Here is a 20073-nt window from a genome sequence, read left to right on the forward strand (position 1 = left end):
GCGGAGGCACTATAAAGCCAAAACCGGCCCTATTTCGAGCGCTACCTTTGTGTGCTTAATCTTGGCACGGTACCGGTGCCTCGGTTAACATCGCAGGCATGATTAAAAAATTCCGACTGACCCGGCGCAGTTTTTTGCGCCACTCTGCCGCCACTGCGTTTGCCGCAGGCGCCGCTACGACACTGAGCCTGCCGCTTCGCGCCGAGCAATCGCTGTCCTATCTGCTCGGCACCGGCACCACGGGTGGCACCTATTATCCTGTCGGTGTCGCCATCGCGACGCTGGTCAAGGTCAAGCTTGAGCCCAAGGCGAAGATTTCCATGTCGGCGATCACCTCGGCCGGGTCGGGCGAAAATCTCAAGCTGCTGCGCGAGGACCAGGTGCAATTCGCTATATTGCAGGGCCTGTGGGGCGCCCATGCGCGGGCCGGCAGCGGGCCCCTGGAAAGTGTCGGGCCGCAGGATCATCTGCGCGGCATTTCCATGCTGTGGCCAAATGTTGAGCATTTCATCATCCGCAGCGAATATGCTGCCAGCGGCACGGTGGCGGATTTACAATTGCTCGCCGGCAAGGGCTTTTCGATTGGCAAGCGCAATTCCGGCACCGAAGGCTCGAACCGCCATATTCTCGCGGGACTTGGCTTTGATCCGGAGGCATCGTTCGACCTCGCCTATCTCGGCTATGGGCCGAGCGCCGATGCGTTGATCAATGGCAAGATCGCCGGCATGAGCACGCCAGCGGGGCCGCCGGTATCGGCCGTGACGCGGGCTTTTGCGTCGCTTGGCAAAGACATCACAATTCTCTCTTTCACGGCCGATGAAATCGCCCGCGCCAACGCCGGCTTTGATCTCTGGACGCCCTATACGCTGCCCGCCGGCACGTATCCGGAGCAGGACCATGACGTCGCCACCATCGCCCAGCCAAATTTTCTCGCGGTGCGTGCTGATGTCGATGACGAGGCGGTCTATCAAATCACCAAGGCAATGCACGAGAACCTGCCGTTCCTTGGCAATATCCATAAGGCGACCCGGGCGATCTCGTTGGAGAGCGCCCTGAGCGGCCTACCGGCGCCGCTGCACAACGGCGCTCTGCGCTACTATCAAGAGCGCGGATTAGAGATTCCCGGAGCGCTGCTCGGCGGCTGATGCCGCACCAAGAGGCCAATCCACGCGGCGCGGCGGTTGATCGCTTCGTCTATTGGTTCGGCGCCGCGCTGTCGCTGGTCCATGTCTATTTTAACGTCCTTTCCACTCTGCCCCAGCTATGGCTGGCGGCCATCCACTTTGCTGGCTTTGGCCTGATCTGCCTGCTGGTGACGCCGCCGCTGCGCGCCGTTTTGCGCCGCCCCTTCGCGCGCGTGGCGTTCGCTTTCGATCTAATTCTGGCGCTTGTCCTCGGTCTTGCTGCGCTCTATGTGGTCGTTGCCGAAGTACCGTTGGCGGCGCGTGGCTTCGATTATGGCGCGCTCGACTATATTGCCGGCATCGCGCTGATATTGCTCGCCATTGAACTGGCGCGCCGCACCACCGGGCCGGTGATCCCGATCCTGATTATTGTCGCCGTCAGCTATGTCGCTTGGTGGGGGAAATATGTTGGTGGTGTGCTGCATTTTCCTGGGCTATCGCTGGAAGTTGTGTTGCTGCGCGGCAGCTACGGCGATGAGGGCATGTTTGGCCTGGTGGCCAATATCTCATCGAGCTTCGTCTTTATGTTCGTGTTGTTCGGCGCGTTTCTGATCCGCTCTGGCGGCGGCGCGTTTATCGTCGATCTGGCGCGCGCCTTGGCCGGGCGGGTGGCTGGCGGGCCGGGTTTCGCGGCGGTAATCGCCTCGGCCCTGACCGGCATGGTGTCGGGCTCGGCGGTGGCCAACACGGTGTCGACCGGGGTGATCACCATTCCGCTGATGAAACGCGCTGGCTTTCCGCCGCGCTTCGCCGCTGGGGTTGAGGCCGCTGCCTCCACCGGCGGCCAGTTGATGCCGCCGGTGATGGGCGCCGGCGCCTTCGTGATGGCGACCTATACCGAGATTTCCTATCTCACCATTATCGGTGTTTCGTTCTTGCCGGCGCTGCTCTATTTCATCGGTATTGCCTGCTATGTGCGTATTCAGGCTAAGAAATCCGGCCTACAGATGGATGCCGCGGACACGCCTAAATTACGTCAGGTGCTGAACGGCGGTGGGTTGCCATTCCTCATTCCGATTGCGGTTCTGGTCGGCCTCCTTGTATGGGGTTTTACGCCGAGCTATGCGGCAGGCTTCGCCATTCTCGCGGTGATCGCCGCGTCCTGGCTGACGCCGCAGCGCATGGGGCCGCGCGCGATAGTTGATGCGCTGGCGTTGGGCGCGCGCAATATGGTGACCACGGCGGTGCTGTTGGTGGCGATTGGGCTGGTGGTGAATGCCGTGGCAACCACCGGCCTCGGCAACAGCTTCGCGTTGATGATTGCCGAGTGGTCAGGCGACAGTTTGATCCTCGCGTTGCTGCTGGTCGCGGCGGCGTCGCTGGTGCTCGGCATGGGGCTGCCGGTGACCGCCTCTTATGTGGTGTTGGCAACTTTGGCGGCGCCGGCGCTCTACGACCTTATTACCCGCGCCGAACTGATCGAGATGCTCACCAGCGGTGCCGTGCCGGAAACGGCGCGCGCCATCTTTGCCCTCGCCGCGCCGGGCGCTGCGCTGGAGGCGCCGATGAGCGCTGCCGCCGCCGCTGGCCTGTTGGCGCAAATGCCGCCGGAAGTAGGCGGCATGTTGCGTGAGGCGGCGCTATCGCCGGCACTGCTCACCACGGCGCTGTTGTCGGCACATATGATCGTGTTTTGGCTGAGCCAAGACAGCAACGTGACGCCGCCGGTTTGCCTAACCGCTTTCGCCGCCGCCGCCATCGCCGGGACGCCGCCGATGCGTACCGGCCTGGTGTCCTGGAAGGTCGCGAAGAGCCTTTATGTGGTTCCGGTGTTGTTTGCTTACACGCCGTTTCTGTCCGGCGATATCTTCGTGGCGCTGGAGATTTTCGTGTTCGCTTGTTTGGGTATTTACGCCCTCACCGGCGCCATCGAAGGTTATCTTGAGACGGCACTGCCGGCGCCGCTGCGGCCGGTTTATGCCGGCCTTGGCGTCGTCCTTCTGTGGCCGCTGGAATGGCACTGGCATGCGGCGGCGGCAATTGCCGTGCTGGCGATTTTGGCGTGGAACGTGCGGCGTTCGGTCGCGCGTTGACCGCGCATGTTACGGTGCTAGTATCCGCGCCTTCCCGCAGCCGAGGCCAGCCGATGAATAGCCCTGCAAAACCTGTAATCGTTCCAGATAATCCTCGGTTTTCCTCCGGCCCCTGCGCCAAACGGCCGGGTTGGTCGCTGGCGGCGCTGGAGGACGCGTTGACCGGGCGTTCGCACCGCGCCAAGGAGCCGATGAAGCGCATCCAGGAAGTGATTGCGCGCACCCGCCAGATTTTAGACCTGCCGGAAGATTTCCGGGTTGGCATCGTACCGGCGTCCGATACCGGCGCGATGGAAATGGCGCTGTGGTCGTTGTTGGGCGCACGCGGGGTGGATTTCTTGAGCTGGGAGAATTTCGGCGAGCAATGGGTGATCGACGGCGAAAGCCAGTTGCGCCCGCTCGACCATCGCGTCATCCGGGCACCTTACGGTGAGCTGCCGGATCTGAGCCAGGCCGACCCGGCGCGCGATTGTGTATTTGTGTGGAACGGCACCACTTCAGGGGTGCGGCTGCCGGACGGCGATTGGATATCGAGCGCGCGCGAGGGCCTGACCATTTGCGATGCTACCTCCGGCGTGTTGGCGCACGACATGCCGTGGGACAAGCTCGACGTCGTGACTTATTCCTGGCAGAAGGCAATGGGTGGCGAAGCTGGGTTCGGCATGTTGTTGCTCGGCCCGCGTGCCGCCGAGCGGCTTGAGAATTACACCCCGCCCTGGCCGATCCCCAAGCTATTCCGCATGGCCAAGGGACAAAAGATCATCGAAGGCATTTTTCGCGGCCAGACCATCAACACCATCTCGATGCTTGCGGTCGAGGATGCGCTGGACGCGATGCGTTGGATCGAGAGCATCGGCGGTGGCACGGCCATGATCTCGCGTGCCGCAGCGAACTTTGCCGTGGTTGATGCCTGGGTGACGAAGACGCCGTGGGTCGAATTTCTCGCCCGCGATCCGGCGACGCGCTCGCGCACGTCGGTCTGTCTCAGCCTGACCGAGGATTGGTTCACCGCGCTCGATGAAAAAGCGCGCTGGGAGATCGTCGACAGCCTTACGCAAATGCTGGAGCGCGAGGGCGCTGCATTCGATATCGCCACCCACCGTGCGGCGCCACCCGGCCTCAGAATCTGGTGTGGCGGCACGGTCGAACAGCGCGATCTGGCGAAGCTTCTGCCCTGGCTCGACTGGGTGTGGGCCGAAATGCGCACGGCGCATGCGCCGTGACGCATTGAATTGCTGCATTAAAGGTAGGCCATGCCCAAAGTATTGATATCTGACAAGATGAGCCCGTTGGCGGCGGAGATATTTGCCGCGCGCGGAATCGAGGCGGATGTGAAAACCGGTCTCACGCCGGAAGAACTGCGTGCCATTATTGGCAATTATGACGGCCTCGCGGTGCGTTCAGCGACCAAGGCGACTGCGGAAATTATCGCCGCGGCCGACAATCTCAAGGTCATCGGCCGGGCCGGCATCGGCGTCGACAATATCGATCTCGACGCGGCGACGGCGCGCGGCATCGTGGTGATGAACACGCCTTTCGGCAATTCGGTCACCACCGCTGAGCACGCGATTGCCATGATGGCAGCGATGGCGCGGCAAATTCCGCTGGCCGACCGCTCGACCCGCGCCGGTAAATGGGAAAAGAGCCGCTTCATGGGGATTGAGCTCTGCAAGAAAGAGCTCGGCATCATCGGCTGCGGCAATATCGGCGCCATCGTCGCGACCCTGGCGCTCGGCCTGAAGATGCGGGTGATCGTCTATGATCCCTATCTTTCGCCAGAGCGCGCCAATGCGCTCCGCGTTGAGCGGGTCGAGCTGGATGAGCTGTTGGCGCGGGCCGACGTCATCACCTTGCACGTGCCGCTGACGCGCGAAACCAAGGGCATTATCGATGGCGAGGCACTCGCCAAAACCAAGCCAGGCGTGTTCATCGTCAATTGCGCGCGTGGCGGTTTGGTGGTCGAGAGCGACCTCAAAGCCGCAATCGAGAGCGGCCATGTCGCCGGCGCGGCGCTCGACGTGTTCGAGACTGAGCCGGCGCGCGACAATCCGTTGTTCGAACTGGATCAGGTGATCGCCACGCCGCATCTCGGCGCCTCAACCGAAGAAGCGCAGGAGAATGTCGCCCGCCAAGTGGCTGAGCAAATCAGCGATTTTCTGCTCGACGGCGGGGTGATCAATGCGGTCAACACCGCGACCATCGCCGCCGAGGACATGCCCAAGCTCGCGCCCTATATGCGCCTCGCCGAACAGCTCGGCTCGTTCGCCGGCCAGTTGACCGAAACCGGCCTGGTGGGCGCGACCATTGAATATGAAGGCGCTGCGGCGGCGCTCAATTGCCAGCCGCTTACCGCCATTATTCTGCAAGGCCTGCTGCATCCGCTGTTGGATTCAGTGAATGTGGTGAACGCGCCGCTGATCGCCAAGGAGCGCGGTATCGATGTGCGCGAGGTGAAGCGCGACCAAGCCGAGGATTACCAAACCCTGATCCGCCTCACGGTGGTCACCGAGCGCCAGCAGCGCTCGCTCGCCGGGACGCTGATCGCCGGTGACAAGCCGCGCATCGTCGAGATCAAGGGAATCAAAATCGAAGCCGAGCTGAGCCCGCACATGCTCTATTTCACCAATGCCGATAAGCCCGGTCTGATCGGCGGCATTGGCCTGGTACTGGGTGCGGCAGAAGTTAATATAGCCACGTTCCATCTCGGCCGCGCGGCAGCGGGCGGCGACGCCATCGGCTTGATTTCGGTCGATTGCGACGTCAGTGAACAGGTGCTCAACCAACTGCGTGGGCTGCCCAACATCGTCCAGGCCAAAGCGCTGCGTTTCTGATAGGGCGGCGTGGTTTGCGCCCGCTGTCAGCGCCGCGATTGCGCGAATAATGTCGTACTAATATACGAAAATATTATTCAATAGCCGTAAAGGTCGACCATACGCAGGACCAAGTGGACGGAATCTATTTCGGCCACAAGAAAGCGGATTTTCTTGGGCGGGTTGAACTGCTCGGCCACTATTTCCTCGCTGTCGCGCTTCAGCAAGCGTTTGATAAAGGCGCAATATTCGCCGTCGCGGTTGCGCTGGACGATGACGACATCGTCACCGATACGCGCCGGGCGGCGCGGCGAGACGAAGATCAATTCACCAGGTTCGTAGCGCGGCGACATGGAATCGCCCTCAATAAAAAGCCCATAGGTGCCTTGCGCGGTGGCGAGGCGCGGCGGGCAGCGCACATAATCAATATCGTCGCCGGTTAGCACGAAGGCGCCTTTCAGGCCGCCCTGCGCGGTGCCGCGAACGGGAATACGCGGCGCTGACGGCGAAACCAGCTCCTGCGCGCTATATTCGCGCGCGGCGGGCAGGGCCAGACCGGACGGTTTTAAGCCGGCGGCCGGCGCAGCGGTGGTGGGAAAATTTATCTCCGCGCCGATGAGTTCCGCGGCCACTAGCTCGGACGGCGCAGGTGAGCCAGAGAGCTGAGCAATGGCGCCGAGCACTTTATGCAGGGTGCGGGTATTGAGCCCACGGCCCGCGGTATCGCGATAGGCCCGCAAGGTCCCCTCTGAAATTCCGCCTGCGCGGGCCACCGCACTAACCGTCAGGCCGCGCGCCGCCAGGGCATCAAACAGCGCCCGGCTGGCAGGGTTGGCAGGTGTTTCGGCTGTCATAGCTGCTCCCCCATGGTCTGTTGGCGCCCCTATTTCGTACTATAATGCGACGAAAGCGCGCGGCCGCTAAGCGCATTATAATGCGAAATATACTGCAATATTATTCTAAGAATGATGCCGCTGCAAAGCTCTGCCAAGGAACATCGATCCGGCGCGCAAGTCTCTGCCGACCGCGCGCTCCTTCCGCCGACCCTGCCTGCCGATGCTGCGCGTGCGAGGCATCGGCAGTGTCGCGGCGCGGCAGAATTTCATCCCCCGGCGGTCTGGTAGGCGAAGCGGTGCGGCGGCAACCTCGCAGTGCTGCCGCCCGATCAATCCTAGCCGTTGAGTTTTTTGACCTCGGGCAGGACTTCGGCGATCAGGCGTTCGGTCTGGGAGAAGATTTCCGCGTCGCCTTCGCCGATTGGGCTGAGGATGAATTTGGATGCGCCGGCGGCTATATAATCCTGCAGGCGGGCCATGATGTGTTCCGTGCCGCCGGCTACGATGCGCGGCTCAGGCTCACGCGCTAGGCGGTCGCGGAAGAAGGCCGCAACCGCCTGCACTGGGGCGTCGTCCCAGGCGCCGAAACGGTAGGAGAAGGCGGCGCCGTAATGATCGTGATCGATCGTCCGGCCTTCCTTTTCGAGGGCTAGCTTGATGGCAGAGATGACGGCGCCGACCTCGTCGGCTGTTTCCAGGCCGGCCTGCCAACCAGTGCCGAAGCGGGCGGTGCGGCGGATCGCCGCCTCGCTGGCGCCGCCAAGCCACATCGGCAGGCGCTTTTGCACCGGCTTGGGCGAAATCACTGCGTTTTTGTAGCGGTAGAATTCACCGTCGAAATCCACCGAATCCTCGACCCAGAGACGCGCGATGATCTCCAGCGCCTCGTTGCTGCGTCGCCCGCGGCCCGCCGTATCGGCGCCGGTGGCGAGCCAATCGGCGGCGCGAATATTGCCGATGCCGAAGCCGGGCAGAAGGCGGCCATTGCTTAGCATGTCGATGGTGGCGCATTGCTTGGCGAGGAGGAGCGGATCACGCAGGCCGACGGAAACCACGTTCATGCCGAATTTGAGGCGCTTGGTAGCGCCGGCCAGCGCCGCCATGGCGCTCATGCATTCGAGAAACGGTTTCTCTGAAACCAGACGGTCGGTCTGCCACACCGAATCCACGCCGCCGTCCTCACACATCGCCACCCAGCGCCAATAGGCGTCCGCCGAGGAAAACGGAAAATCCATAAAGCCCAGTCCGACTGCGATCGTCACCCGATTATCTCCTTGCTATTCGTTGCTGCTGGCCAGAATGACTGAGACTTGCCCGTCGCTCAACGTGCCTCTGTCCGAAGCCGCCCGGGCAAGTCGCGGGAGGGCGTCCAGATGGGCGCCGCCGAGGGGTTAATATGGGGGACGTCGGGACGCTCGCCATCGCTTCGTAGCGGGCAGCGATGAATCCGAAACTTCCTGTATCGCGCCTCCGCAATATAGTGGATAGGCTATGCGCTATGGCAAATGACGCGATGCTTGAGATCGATGCGACTGAGGCCCGGCGTTTTATGGAGCAGGGTTTTTTGACCGTCGGGCGGTTGATCGATGCGGCGACGGTGGCGCGCCTGCGCACGCGTTTCGACAAATTGTTCGCCGGTGAATTCGAAACCGGGGTGACGCCGGACGAAGTCAATTGGCAAATCAGCACCGGTGACGAAACACTGACCCGGCAAATCTGCAATGGCTGGCGCGCCGACCGCGCCATCGCCGACGTGGTGCTGCGCGAGGATTTCGGCCGCGCGGTGGCAAAATTGGGCGGTTGGCCCGGGGCGCGCATCATGATCGACAATGTGCTGTGGAAATCGCCCGGTGCGCGGCCGCTGCTGTTTCACCAAGACAGTGCCTATCTCGATTGGTATCGCCCGTCCGATCTTCTGAGCCTCTGGATCGCTCTCGACGACACCACGGCCGAGGGCGGCACGCTGGAATTCGCGCCTGGCTCGCAGCGCTGGCGGCACACCGAGCCGGGGGGTGACTTCCACGGGCCCGAGGATTATCGCCGAAATCTTCGCCACGCCGCCAAGGCGGAAGGGGTGGCGGATATCGAAGCGGATATCGCTTATGTCGAAGTGCCGGCGGGCGGTGGCTCGTTTCATCATGGTTGGGTCTGGCATGGCTCGGGCTACAACCGGACGAACAAACCGCGACGCGCCCTAGTGCTCCATGCCATGCGCTCGGACGCAGAGTTCAATCCGGCGCGTCTCACCTCGGGCACCGGCGCGATTTACGGCCGCTACAAGCGCCTTGGCGACAATGCCATGGACGAGAATTATTTTCCGATAACCTGGCATGAGGACGGCTACCGCACACCGGGCATCGAGAAATATTTGGCTGGAACGTAGCGCCGCCACCATAATCATTTGCGCGCAACACCGAAGGGGTGAAAGCCATGCCAATTGCCAATGGACAGTCCGGAACCCGGATCGATGAGATCGCTGAAGGTATTCACCGCATCTCGACGCCGGTCTTGCCGGGTGACGCGTTTCCACCCGGTTTTACGTTCAATCAATTTCTTATTGTCGATGACGAGCCGCTGCTGTTCCACACCGGTTTGCGCGGGATGTTTCCGCTGCTGCGCCAGGCGATCGAGCTTGTCATGCCGATTGAAAAATTGCGCCATGTCAGCTTTGGCCATGTCGAGGCGGATGAGTGCGGCGCGCTGAACGAGATCCTGGCGGTGGCGCCGGCGGCAGCGCCGCTGTGCGGTGATATTGCCGCCATGACGTCGATCGGCGATATGGCGGACCGCCCGCCGCGCGTTCTGGGAGACGGCGAATCCCTTTCGCTTGGCCGCCACGCCGTCACTTGGCTGGCGACGCCACATCTGCCGCATGCCTGGGAGTGCGGATATTTGTTTGAGAGCATGACGTCTACCCTGCTGTGTGGCGATTTGTTCACGCGATTTGGTGCCGATCATCCGCCGGTCACCGAAGACGATATTCTCGAAGCCAGCGAACAGGCGCGCGCTGGCATGGATTATTACGCCCATGCGCCGAACAGCGGCGAGATGCTGGAAAAACTGGCGGCGACGGAGCCGGCCGTTCTCGCCTGCATGCATGGCAGTGCGTATCGCGGCGATGGTGCGGCAATGCTGCGCGCCCTGGCGGCGCGGCTGGCGGCTTGAGGCTTCGACTATCGGCAAAGACACGGCGATGACCAGCGCCAGTTTTCCGATGTACGACTTCCCCGAAGTCGCCGGCGCGCTGGATGCGCTATGGGCCGCCCTGTCGCGGGCATTGGCCGACTGCGATGATGTGCCGAGCGGCTTGCTGCGTGGCGAAGAACTGGATGCGCTATGGCGCGACGAAGCGCTCTTCATCAGCCAGTGCTGCGGCTATGATCTGGTCAGCCGCTACGCCGGAATCTTGCGCCCCTTGGTGACGCCGCGCTATACGGCGCCGGGTTGCCAGGGCAGCGAATATTGCAGCCAGATCGTGGTTGGGGCGAATTCTGCCATCGCTGAATTATCTGATGCGCGGGGCAGGGTTTGCGCCGTCAACGGGTTCGAATCTCATTCCGGCATGAATGCGCTGAGGGCTTTGGTCGCGCCACTTCACCAGGGCGGTCGGTTTTTTTCCCGCGTGATGCAATGCGGCAGCCACACCGATAGCCTTGCCGCCGTGGCAAAAGGAGATGCGGATATCTGCGCGATCGATAGCGTCAGCCATGCTTTGCTGGCGCGCCACCGGCCAGCGGCGCTGGCTGACACCCGCATTCTCTGCCAGACCGCCTCGGCGCCGGCCATTCCGTTTGTCACCCGTGTCGATCGCGGCGAAAATTTCGCGGCACGTCTGCAAACTGCGCTACTGCAAGTACTCAGCGATCCACAGCTGGAGGATGCGTGTCGCGACTTACTCATCGCCGGCGGCGAAATTCTGCCCATCACGGCCTATGCGCGGATTAGAGAATTCGAAACCGAAGCGGCATCGAGCGGCTACCCAGAACTGCGCTAAAGCGGGCGGCCACGACCGTGGGTTATTCTTCCCATTCCATGTTGCCGCAGACGCCTATGGCTTGGCCGGACACGTTGCGCGCCGCATCGCTGGCAAGAAACACCGCCATGTCGGCGACCTCTTCGGGTTCGATCCAGCTGCGTGTTGAGACGTAACTGAAATAGCGCGCTTCGGCCTCGGCATAGTCCTGGCCACGCTCCACTGCGAGCCGCTCCACCAAACGTCGACCGCGCGGATTGTTGATCATGCCCGGCAGGATGGAATTGCAGCGGATCTTGTCGGGCCCAAGCTCGCGGGCGAGGTTACTGCTGAGGCCCTCGACCGCCCATTTACTGGCGACGTAGGGCGTCCGCAAGGGCAAGCCGGTGCGGGTCGAGGCGGTGGACACATTGATGATGGCGCCGCCGCCGGCCGCGCGCAGTAACGGCACGGCGCGCTTGATGCAATAAAACATGCCGTCGACATTCACCGCGAAGGCGCGGCGCCACTGTGCGTCGGTGACCTCTTCGATCGGCGCGCGCGGATCGCCGATGCCGACATTGTTGACCAGCACATCAAGCCCACCGAGATGGGCGGCGGCATCTTCGAACAGTTGCGCCACCTGATCGGACACGCCGACATCGGCCAGGCTGCCATGCAGGCCGGGATTGTCAGCGAGCACGCTTTGCAGCGATTCGTCGGTCACACAGCAGACATGCACCTTGGCACCGGCGGCGAGGAAACGCTCAGCCGTGGCGCGCCCGATGCCGCGCCCGCCGCCAGTAATGATCGCCCGTTTGCCGCGCAATGAATCCATGGTTTTTACCTTTGTCTAAAGCGTGAGTCTAAAGCGTGAGCATGAGGCGCGGAAGCGCCCGGCCGGGGATCGCAGTCGATGGCGCCGTGCCGGCATCGACCGCGCCCATGCGGCGATAGAAATCGGCGGCGGCGGGGTCGGATTCAATACTCAGGCTGGTGGCGCCGGCGACGCGCGCCGCTGCCGCGGCCCAGTCGAACAGCACCCGGCCGACGCCGCGACGTATGTGACAGGGCTCGACGAAGAGTTTTGCAAGCTCGGCGCCTGCCGACCGCACTACGAGCTGCACCATTCCAACGGTGGCGCCGGCGTCCTCGGCGATTTGCACCAGGCTGCTCCGAAGGTCATCGGGGCCGAGCGTAAGTTCGGTCCGGCACGCAGCCATGAAATCTGCGTCATAGCCCCACAGCGCTTTGGAGCGCATGCAGAGCGCGCTTAGGTCACTCAGTTCGCCGGTGCGGGCTTGGCGCAAGTTCATCCTTGGAGATCCAGCATACTGGGCAACGAGTCCATAGTTTCGGCCCCTGTCGAATGTTTGAGAATGAGGCGCGGAAGCGCTCGTCCAAACGGTTTTGCACCTGCGCTGCGGCGAAGATAAATGCTTGGCTTGCGGGCGGCAATGCGTGGACGATAGATTAGACTCAGCACCCAGCCAAAATTTTTGAATCAAGGAAGCGCTTCATGAGCGACGTAGAAATTTTCAGCGCCGAGGTTTGCCCGTTTGCCCAACGCACGCGCATGATTCTAATCGAGAAGGATGTGGCCTTTACGCTGCGCGAAGTCGATCTTAACGACAAGCCGGATTGGTTCCTGGAAATCTCACCCTATTCAAAAGTGCCGGTGATCCGCCATCAGGGCCGGGTGGTCTATGAATCGGCAATCATCAATGAATATCTCGACGAAACCTTTCCGACCCCGGCGATGATGCCGGCGGCGCCCGGCGCGCGGGCGACGGCGCGCATCTGGATCGATTTCATGAACATGAAACTGCTGCCTTGCTTCTACCGTTTGTTGATGGCGCAGGAGCAGGAAAAGCGGGCGCAAGAGGCGGCAACCCTGACCGCGTATTTCCGCCTGATGGAAGCGGCGATCGCTGCCGAGAGCGCCGGCCCTTATTGGTTTGGCGGTCAGCTGACACTGGTCGATCTGGCGCTCTATCCTTGGTTCGAGCGCCTGCCGGCCTTGGAACATTACCGCGGCACCATGCTCCCCGCAGATTGCACCCGCCTCAAATGCTGGTTCGATGCGATGGAGCAAACCAAAGGCGCGCGCGAGACGACCAACGGCGCCGAGTATCACATCCAAGCCTACGTCAAATACGCCGACAACAGCGCCGACACGATCAGCGCCCGCGAATTCCGCGCCACGGCGTGACGCTGTCGTTGGCCTGATGTTAAGCGCAAGCATGCAAAAATTGTTGCCATGCGGCTCTACTTAATTCAGCACCATCTGGTCAACAAACTGGGCCACGCTTACAACGAGATACTGGCGTGGCAACGTGTCCTGCCGCAACTCGGCTGTGAAGCGACGGTGTTCATCAATCAACACGCGGATGCCGACGTCATTGCCGACACCGGCGGCGTGCCGGTGTTCCCGTTCCGCTCTGGGCAGGTGTTGAGCGATGACCCGGTCATCTCACACTTGCAGAGCTTTACAGTCCTAGGGCGCGTATTTGCCGAGACGCTTCGAGATGCTCTGCCAGATGTGCGGGTAGACGAAGCCGTCATTGTGCCCTTTAGCACCGACATTGAGGTTCACGGCGTGGCACTTTGGCTAGCAGGACTCGCGGCAACTCATCGGCCGAAAGTCACGTTCATCTTTCACAATCCTGATTTCGCGTGGCGCCTGGACGAAGCGAGCAGCAAGCTACGCGGCAATATTTCGTTTCACCGCTTCGCTGCACATCAGTTGAAGCAGCTGTTGCCAGCAGATCGAATGAATTTTTACGCCACGAATAAAAAATTGGCGAAACTCTTGACTGAAGTGATGCAGGTGCCGTTCGCCGAATGCTCTTTGCCAACGGATCAATTCGAAGAGCCGGGTGGCGCGCTTGACGGCGAAACTATTGAACCTATCCATGTCGGTGTGATGGGCCATCTGCGTCCGGAAACCGGAAGTCATATCGTTGCCGGCGTGCTGGAAAATTTTTGCCGCGCACGCCCCGGCAAGCGCATCTTTATTCAGGGTTCCCAGCCGCAGATCGATCAAATATCGGCTCGCCTTGACGCAGTCACGGGGGCCGAATGCATCTATTGGCCGGGCGCCTTGTCGCGCCAAGATTATTTTCGCCGCCTGCAAAGCGTTGAAATTAGACTGCTCCCTTATATGTGCGAGCGTTATGATTTTCGCACATCTGCATGCTTTGCCGAGGCCGTATCGCTTGGCTTGGTTTGCGTTGCGCCGGCACGAAGCTGGATGGCGCGGCAGTTAAAGGCGGGCTGGGGTGCCGGTGTCCTATTCGATGAATTCACGCCGGAAAATATTGGCGCTGCACTGGTTCGAGCCAGTGATGCGCTGCCCGAACTCAGAATCAAGGCGAAGCTGGGCAAAATGGACTGGCGGCAGAAAAATTCGGCCACCGCGCTGGTTGAGCAAGTGATCGACGGATTAAGACGCGCGTGACATCACGCTCGGGCGCCGAAGATGGTCGGCTGGGTGTCTTCGCTGGCCCCTGGCACACCGGGCATGTCGCGCGCGATGGGGCGGTGTTGGGATTCTCAGATATCGAGCGCGCGACGCGCCGCATTGAGTCACAAGAGAGCGATAATGCATGGCGCGTCACTTGGCTCGACGTTTCCGAATTTCTCGGCGGGAGGATTGCCAAGCGGTTGGCTAATCTTGATGTCGTCTATGCCAATTGCGGCCCGCTGGCGGCGCTTTTGTTCGGCTTGCGCGAGGCAAATGGGTTGAACTTCCGCATCGTCCGCGAGGTTCGCACGCTTGGCTGGGTGGGCTATGCCTTCCAGGAATTTATTGCACGGGAACTAGAGCGGCCGGGCGATGTGTGCGCGCATGTATCGAATTATTGCCGCGATGTTTGGGCGCCGCTCGAAACGGCGCGCGGTGCGCTGCAACATTATCCGCTGCTCGAATCTTCCGGACAGATTGATTCCGGTTCCGGCGACGCGCCGGGCGGCAACGTTCGATGTGGATTTTTCAGCCGCGTCACTGCCGATAAAGGGTTTCAGTTCGTGCCTGAAATAATCCGCCGAATGAAAGCCGTCGGATGGGAAATCACGTCGCTGGATGTGTGTGGCTCCAGCACCGACGGCGAAAATTTTGGGAAGGACGCGAGTGCCGCAGTCGAAGCCTTGGGCGTGGCGGTTAATTTTTATGGCGAGCTCGATTACCGACGCACAATGCAGATATTGACGAGTACCGACATCGTTCTGTTTCCTTCGGTCTCAAGCATCGAATCTCTGGGCAGGGTCACGGTCGAGGCGGCGAGCAGAGGCAAAATCGTCATCGCTTCAGATTTTTGCGGTGCGCACGATATTTTCCCGCCCGAATGTCTTATTCCGCTGGTCATCGACAATATTGTCAGCGGCCCCAGTTCGGACTCCTTCGCGATTGGCGAATTGGACTTAGAGCGTTGGACGCCGCCAACACCGCAAGTGACTCTGGCGGCGCGCTATGACGCCTATGTATCCGACAGCGATAAATATCTGCGCATCCTGGCACCCGCCGGCCCGGCATCGGGCAGGAACGTCGAAAACCCGGACGCTGGCGCGATGATCGCCATGGCATTTGATTGGGATCAATTGGCCGAGCGTTCGGCGCAGGATTGGTGTGCCAAAATCGCCATCCGGCTGGCCGCCGAATCCCGCTCGCGAGCGGATTTGCTGGATTTGGGCGGGGCGATGAAGCGCAGTATCGTCGGCGAGGGCTTTGCCCCCGAGGTGTCGTTCAGCGCGTCAGCATAGAAATTGTTGGTAGCCTTCAAACCTCGATTTCGGAACGAAAATCCTCGAATTTGCCGCCGGCGCTCCGCGGTATTTCATCAGGATAACTGAAGTGCAGATCAAACGCATATCCCAGTTTGGCATGAATGAGCGCCTTCAGCGCTGTCTCCTCCGCATCGACCAAAGGCCGCCCGGTGACAAATTTGACATCTATTCTTTCCAGGCTTTTCTGCACGAACTGATATTGCCGGATCGGCGCGATATCGTTGAATTGTCCGTCTCCAAGAACCGGCCATCGCCGTTCACCGTTTGGCAGTATGAGCATGCCGCGCGCCCGCCCGAGGATGCGCTTAAGCACCGGAAGTCCGCGGCCGCAAGCGCAAGGCGGGCCGGCTTCAGCGTAATCGCCGATATCATAGCGGATCACCGGAGTGGCGAAATTGTGTAAATCCGTCACCACCACGCGACCGGTTTGGCCGACGTCGCAGGGCCGCCCGTTTTCGTCGAGGATCTCGAAAATCACATGCTCGGACTGCACATGATAGTGCGGGTATTCGGGGCATTGCAGCGCCAAATAACCGACCTCCTGCGTGGTGTACATATCGACGAGCGGGATATTCCATTCCCGCTCACAGAGCGCCCTCAGCGTTGCCGGCAAAAGCTCCGATAAAGTTTGCACTTCGCGCAGACTCGTCAGCTCGATACCGGCATCGGCGCAATGACGGATCAGGGCCTCCAAATTAGACGGATAGGTGATGAGATAATCAGCGTTCTGCCGCACCAGCCATTCGGCCTGTTGTGCAATCGGTGTTGCAATGGCGAGAATAGTGGCGGGGCCGGTTGGGGCGGCGGAAGCATAGCCGCGCCCCCAATTGCGCAGCAGGACGCCATCGGGATAAGCGGCGGCACCGGATTTGTCGTGCCGGATGGCGGCCAGCTTGCCGCTTAGATCGCAGCGCCGCCAAAAATAGTCTCGCACTGTAAACAGGTTCCAGAACACGGCGGTGAGACCGGTGCTGAGCAATTCGACGGGCTTGCCGGTAGAACCCGAAGTGGTGATTCTACTGGTCTTGCCATGGGCCTTCGGCAACGTTCGTGTCGTCAGATCGTTGCCGGCTTGTTGGATGTCTTCGCGTTTGAGAAGCGGCAGATTGAGCCAGATGCCGTCGTTGAGTGGCGTGTCCGGGTTATAGCCGGCTTCGGCCAAGTGTTTGGAATAGTAGGGAACGTTCGTGAACGCGTGGCGCAGCAGCGTGTCCGCCTGACGAAATTGAGCCGCGCGCAAACGCTCGGGTGGCCACCATTGGCTCTGCTCGAGCTGAAAGAGAAGAGACAGCAGAATATTGCTGATGTGATCTGGGATAGCGGGCCAAGTGACGCCTTCCAGCGCGGATTTGGGAACGGGGATGTGGTTCGCCGATTTCATCGCCGGCGAGCATAACACGACCGGCAATTCCGCAAGGCGGGCGAAACCGGAAACTCCGGATGGTAAATGGACTTCTGCGATGTCAGCGAATTCGGAATTGCGCTAGGTCTCAATCAGGCTAATAAAATCTTCGAACTTGCCGTTGGCGCCGCGTGGAATTTCATCGACAATCTTGACGTCGATGCGATGCGGAAAATTCAAATTGCGCTGCATGGTGGAGATAAACAGCTCCTGTTCCTCCGCGCGCATCGGCCGCTCCATTGCGGCGATCGCTTCGATGCGGTCAGGCGCGTGCTGGACCATCTGCAATTGGCGGATCGGCGCGATGTGGCCCCATTCCCTGGCGGGGAAAATCGCCCATTGCTGAGAGCCATCAGGCAGCGTGATCATGTTTCTGTGCCGGCCCATGATTTTCTTGATGACCGGTAGACCACGGCCGCAATCGCACGGTGCCCCCGCTTCGCCAAAGTCGCCAATATCGTAGCGGATCAGAGGCGTGGCGAAATTGTGCAAATCCGTCACGACGATGCGGCCGGTTTTACCGGCTGCACAGGGGCGCCCATCAGCGTCGAGGATTTCCAGGATCACATGCTCTGACTGGATGTGATAGTGGCTATGCTCAGGGCATTGCAGCGCCAAATAGCCGGTCTCCATCGCGGTGTACATATCGACCAGCGGAATATTCCAATGTTCCTTGCATAATGCACGGAGGCCGGGCGGCAATCGTTCGGAAAGCGTTTCTACCTCACGCAGCCGGGGCAGCTCGATGTTCGCTTCCACGCAATGGTGAATCAGTGTCTCTAGGTTGGAGGGAAATGTGATGAGGTAGTCGGCATCCTGGCGCGCCAACCACTCAGCTTGTTGCGCCACCGGTGTCCTGATGTTGAGAAAACAGGATGGGCCGCTCGGGACGGCCGATGCGAAGCCGGGTCCCCAATTGGGGATCATAGCGCCCGTGGGATAATTGGCTGTTCCTGATTTACTGGGCCGGATGGCGGCAAGTTTGCCGCTTAGGTCGCAGCGCCGCCAGAAGAAGTCGCGCACCGTAAACAAATTCCAGAAGATGCTCGTGAGCCCAGTGCCGAGCAACTCGACGGGCTTGCCGGTCGAGCCGGAGGAGGAGATTTTATGGGTTTTGCCATGACCCTGGGGCAGGGCTTGCGAATTCAATCCGTTGCCGGCCTGTTGGATATCCTCGCGCTTTAGAAGCGGCAGGTTGAGCCAGGCTTCGTCGTTGAGCGGGGTGTCCGGGCTATATCCGGCCTCCGTGAGACGTTTGCTATAGTAGGGGACGCTGGCGAAAGCGTGAGCAAGGAGCGAATTCGCCTGGCGGAATTGTGCGGCGCGCAAGCGTTCGGGCGACCACCACTGGCTCTGTTCGAGCTGAAATAATAGGGCGAGCAGGATATTGCCGGTCATGTCGGGAATCGCCGGCCATTCGATACCGCGCATCGCAGATTTGGGAATGGGAATTTCGTTGGCCCGGGTCATGGCTGGCGCAGCATAACATCGCGGACGGTCCCCGGGCCGAGGAATTCTCCCGCAAGCGAAATCCTACTGGAACCGGACGGCAAGATCGGCGATAGTCGCGCCAGATTCATAATAGTGTGATCACGCTGCCAATGGCGGCGCGTGAGATTGGCCCCCGGCAATGGCGCGGGGAGCATGAGGAGCCCGAAATGAGCGTGCAACCAGCACATAACCTCTCCCTTGAGGAGATGGACAAGCAGAGTTTTCTCCACCCCTACACCGCACTCAAGGATCATGCGGAAAACGGGCCGACGATCGTCGCGTCCGCCAACGGCGTGAACATCACCGACACCAACGGCAAGGAGTATATCGATTCCATGGCCGGGCTGTGGTGCGTGAACATCGGCTGGGGACGCGAGGAAGTGGTCGAAGCGATCACCGCGCAGGCCAGCAAGCTGGCCTATTATCACTCCTTTGCATCGATGGCGAATGAGGCGTCGATCCGCCTTGCCGACCGTATCTTGCGGCTGGCGCCGGACAATATGAGCAAAGTGTTCTTCGGCAATTCAGGCTCGGACGCCAACGACACCAACGTAAAATTGGTGTGGTATTTCAATAATTTGCGCGGCAAGCCGCTGAAAAAGAAAATTATCTCGCGCGAGTTCGGCTATCACGGCGTGACCGTGGCAGCGGGCAGCATGACCGGCATTCCGATGGTGCACACCGCTTTCGACCTGCCGCTGGAGCGCATGCTGCACACCGTCATGCCGCATTATTACACCAAAGCCGAGCCCGGCATGACCGAGCTTGATTTCTCCAAATGGTGTGCCGCCAAGCTTGAGGAAATGATCATCGCCGAGGGGCCGGAGACGATCGCCGCCTTCATCGCCGAGCCGGTGATGGGCGCCGGTGGCGTGGTACCGCCGCCGGAAGGCTATTTCCAGTTAATTCAGGCCGTTTTGAAAAAGTATGACGTGCTGCTGATCGCCGATGAAGTGATCACAGGCTTTGGCCGCACCGGCAACTGGTTCGCCGCCGAAACCTACAATTTCGAGCCCGACATCATGACCATCGCCAAGGGCCTCACCAGCGCCTATATCCCAATGTCTGCCTCGATTATTTCCGAGGAAATCTGGCAGGTGCTGATGAATGGCACACCGGAAGTCGGCGCGTTCGCGCATGGCTACACCTATAGTGCCCATCCGATCGCGGCGGCCGCAGCGATGGCCAATATCGACATCATGGAGCGTGAGAATCTGCCGGCCAACGCGGCCCGCATGGGGACCTATTTCCAGAACAAGCTGCGTAAGGAAGTGGCCGATCATCCGTTGGTCGGCGATGTCCGTGGCGTGGCGTTGATGGCGGGCGTCGAGCTGGTTGCCAACAAGGCCAATAAGACGCCGCTCGATATGAGCCTCAAAGTGGCGCCGACGCTATCGAAATATTGCATCGAGGAAGGGCTCATTAGTCGGGCATTGATGCAGATGAATGCGCTTTCTTTCTCACCGCCGTTGGTGATCAATGAGAGCGAAGTGGACGAAGTGGTCGCCCGCTTCCAACGTGCGCTCAATCGCGTGACAGATGAGTTGGTAAAAGCCGGAACTTGGAAGGCACAATAGCCA

17 protein-coding genes are annotated in these 20073 nt (G+C 60.7%); 11 read left to right on the forward strand and 6 right to left on the reverse strand.

Annotation, left to right across the window (positions count from 1 at the left end; genetic code table 11):
• Positions 1–98 precede the first annotated feature (98 nt).
• From O3A94_01275 to serA, 4 genes are read left to right on the forward strand one after another with little or no spacing between them, the layout of a single operon-like run.
• The gene (locus O3A94_01275; GenBank protein MDA1354880.1) at positions 99–1145 is read left to right on the forward strand and encodes a TAXI family TRAP transporter solute-binding subunit; all 1047 of its coding nucleotides are present in this window, start codon (positions 99–101) and stop codon (positions 1143–1145) included.
• Positions 1145–3217, forward strand: a complete 2073-nt coding sequence (locus O3A94_01280) for a TRAP transporter fused permease subunit (GenBank protein ID MDA1354881.1) — start codon at positions 1145–1147, stop codon at positions 3215–3217. Before O3A94_01275 ends, O3A94_01280 begins: the two co-directional genes overlap by 1 nt.
• 53 nt (positions 3218–3270) lie before the next feature.
• Positions 3271–4440 carry a phosphoserine transaminase gene (locus O3A94_01285; protein MDA1354882.1) on the forward strand — a complete coding sequence of 390 codons (1170 nt, stop codon included), beginning with the start codon at positions 3271–3273 and terminating at the stop codon, positions 4438–4440.
• Positions 4441–4470: 30 nt separating this feature from the next.
• Complete coding sequence (serA, locus tag O3A94_01290) at positions 4471–6048, forward strand: phosphoglycerate dehydrogenase (GenBank protein MDA1354883.1); 1578 nt, start codon at positions 4471–4473, stop codon at positions 6046–6048.
• A gap of 77 nt (positions 6049–6125) precedes the next feature.
• On the opposite strand, the gene O3A94_01295 is transcribed toward serA, so the two are convergent.
• Both O3A94_01295 and O3A94_01300 read right to left on the reverse strand, forming a co-directional pair.
• Positions 6126–6881: a hypothetical protein gene (locus O3A94_01295; GenBank protein MDA1354884.1), complete on the reverse strand. Its 756-nt coding sequence runs from the start codon at positions 6879–6881 to the stop codon at positions 6126–6128.
• Between the two features lie 317 nt (positions 6882–7198).
• Positions 7199–8125 carry an LLM class flavin-dependent oxidoreductase gene (locus tag O3A94_01300; GenBank protein MDA1354885.1) on the reverse strand — a complete coding sequence of 309 codons (927 nt, stop codon included), beginning with the start codon at positions 8123–8125 and terminating at the stop codon, positions 7199–7201.
• A gap of 236 nt (positions 8126–8361) precedes the next feature.
• Between O3A94_01300 and O3A94_01305 the strand changes: the two genes are divergently transcribed.
• The 3 genes from O3A94_01305 to O3A94_01315 are packed head-to-tail and all read left to right on the forward strand — an operon-like array spanning position 8362 to position 10857.
• The gene (locus tag O3A94_01305; protein MDA1354886.1) at positions 8362–9246 is read left to right on the forward strand and encodes a phytanoyl-CoA dioxygenase family protein; all 885 of its coding nucleotides are present in this window, start codon (positions 8362–8364) and stop codon (positions 9244–9246) included.
• Between the two features lie 47 nt (positions 9247–9293).
• Complete coding sequence (locus tag O3A94_01310; GenBank protein MDA1354887.1) at positions 9294–10028, forward strand: MBL fold metallo-hydrolase; 735 nt, start codon at positions 9294–9296, stop codon at positions 10026–10028.
• Positions 9961–10857, forward strand: coding sequence for a PhnD/SsuA/transferrin family substrate-binding protein (locus tag O3A94_01315; protein MDA1354888.1), 897 nt, complete (start codon positions 9961–9963; stop codon positions 10855–10857). The genes O3A94_01310 and O3A94_01315 overlap by 68 nt, the downstream gene beginning before the upstream one ends.
• A 22-nt stretch (positions 10858–10879) precedes the next feature.
• On the opposite strand, the gene O3A94_01320 is transcribed toward O3A94_01315, so the two are convergent.
• Positions 10880–11653, reverse strand: coding sequence for an SDR family oxidoreductase (locus tag O3A94_01320; GenBank protein MDA1354889.1), 774 nt, complete (start codon positions 11651–11653; stop codon positions 10880–10882).
• A gap of 28 nt (positions 11654–11681) precedes the next feature.
• Positions 11682–12131 carry a GNAT family N-acetyltransferase gene (locus O3A94_01325; protein MDA1354890.1) on the reverse strand — a complete coding sequence of 150 codons (450 nt, stop codon included), beginning with the start codon at positions 12129–12131 and terminating at the stop codon, positions 11682–11684.
• A gap of 203 nt (positions 12132–12334) precedes the next feature.
• Here O3A94_01325 and O3A94_01330 point away from each other — a divergent pair, with 203 nt between their 5' ends.
• From O3A94_01330 to O3A94_01340, 3 genes are read left to right on the forward strand one after another with little or no spacing between them, the layout of a single operon-like run.
• Positions 12335–13027 carry a glutathione S-transferase family protein gene (locus tag O3A94_01330; protein MDA1354891.1) on the forward strand — a complete coding sequence of 231 codons (693 nt, stop codon included), beginning with the start codon at positions 12335–12337 and terminating at the stop codon, positions 13025–13027.
• A gap of 48 nt (positions 13028–13075) precedes the next feature.
• Complete coding sequence (locus O3A94_01335) at positions 13076–14275, forward strand: hypothetical protein (GenBank protein MDA1354892.1); 1200 nt, start codon at positions 13076–13078, stop codon at positions 14273–14275.
• Positions 14272–15576, forward strand: a complete 1305-nt coding sequence (locus O3A94_01340) for a glycosyltransferase (GenBank protein ID MDA1354893.1) — start codon at positions 14272–14274, stop codon at positions 15574–15576. The genes O3A94_01335 and O3A94_01340 overlap by 4 nt, the downstream gene beginning before the upstream one ends.
• Before the next feature lie 16 nt (positions 15577–15592).
• Here the strand turns inward: O3A94_01340 and O3A94_01345 are convergent, their stop codons facing one another.
• Both O3A94_01345 and O3A94_01350 read right to left on the reverse strand, forming a co-directional pair.
• Complete coding sequence (locus tag O3A94_01345; GenBank protein MDA1354894.1) at positions 15593–16981, reverse strand: phenylacetate--CoA ligase family protein; 1389 nt, start codon at positions 16979–16981, stop codon at positions 15593–15595.
• A gap of 102 nt (positions 16982–17083) precedes the next feature.
• A complete protein-coding gene (locus O3A94_01350) occupies positions 17084–18472 on the reverse strand; it encodes a phenylacetate--CoA ligase family protein (protein MDA1354895.1) in 1389 nt (462 codons plus the stop codon).
• Between the two features lie 188 nt (positions 18473–18660).
• On the opposite strand from O3A94_01350, the gene O3A94_01355 reads away from it, so the two are divergent.
• A complete protein-coding gene (locus O3A94_01355; GenBank protein ID MDA1354896.1) occupies positions 18661–20070 on the forward strand; it encodes an aminotransferase in 1410 nt (469 codons plus the stop codon).
• Positions 20071–20073 lie beyond the last annotated feature (3 nt).

The sequence above is a fragment of the Pseudomonadota bacterium genome (assembly GCA_027624955.1).
In the GTDB taxonomy this organism is placed as follows: domain Bacteria; phylum Pseudomonadota; class Alphaproteobacteria; order UBA828; family UBA828; genus PTKB01.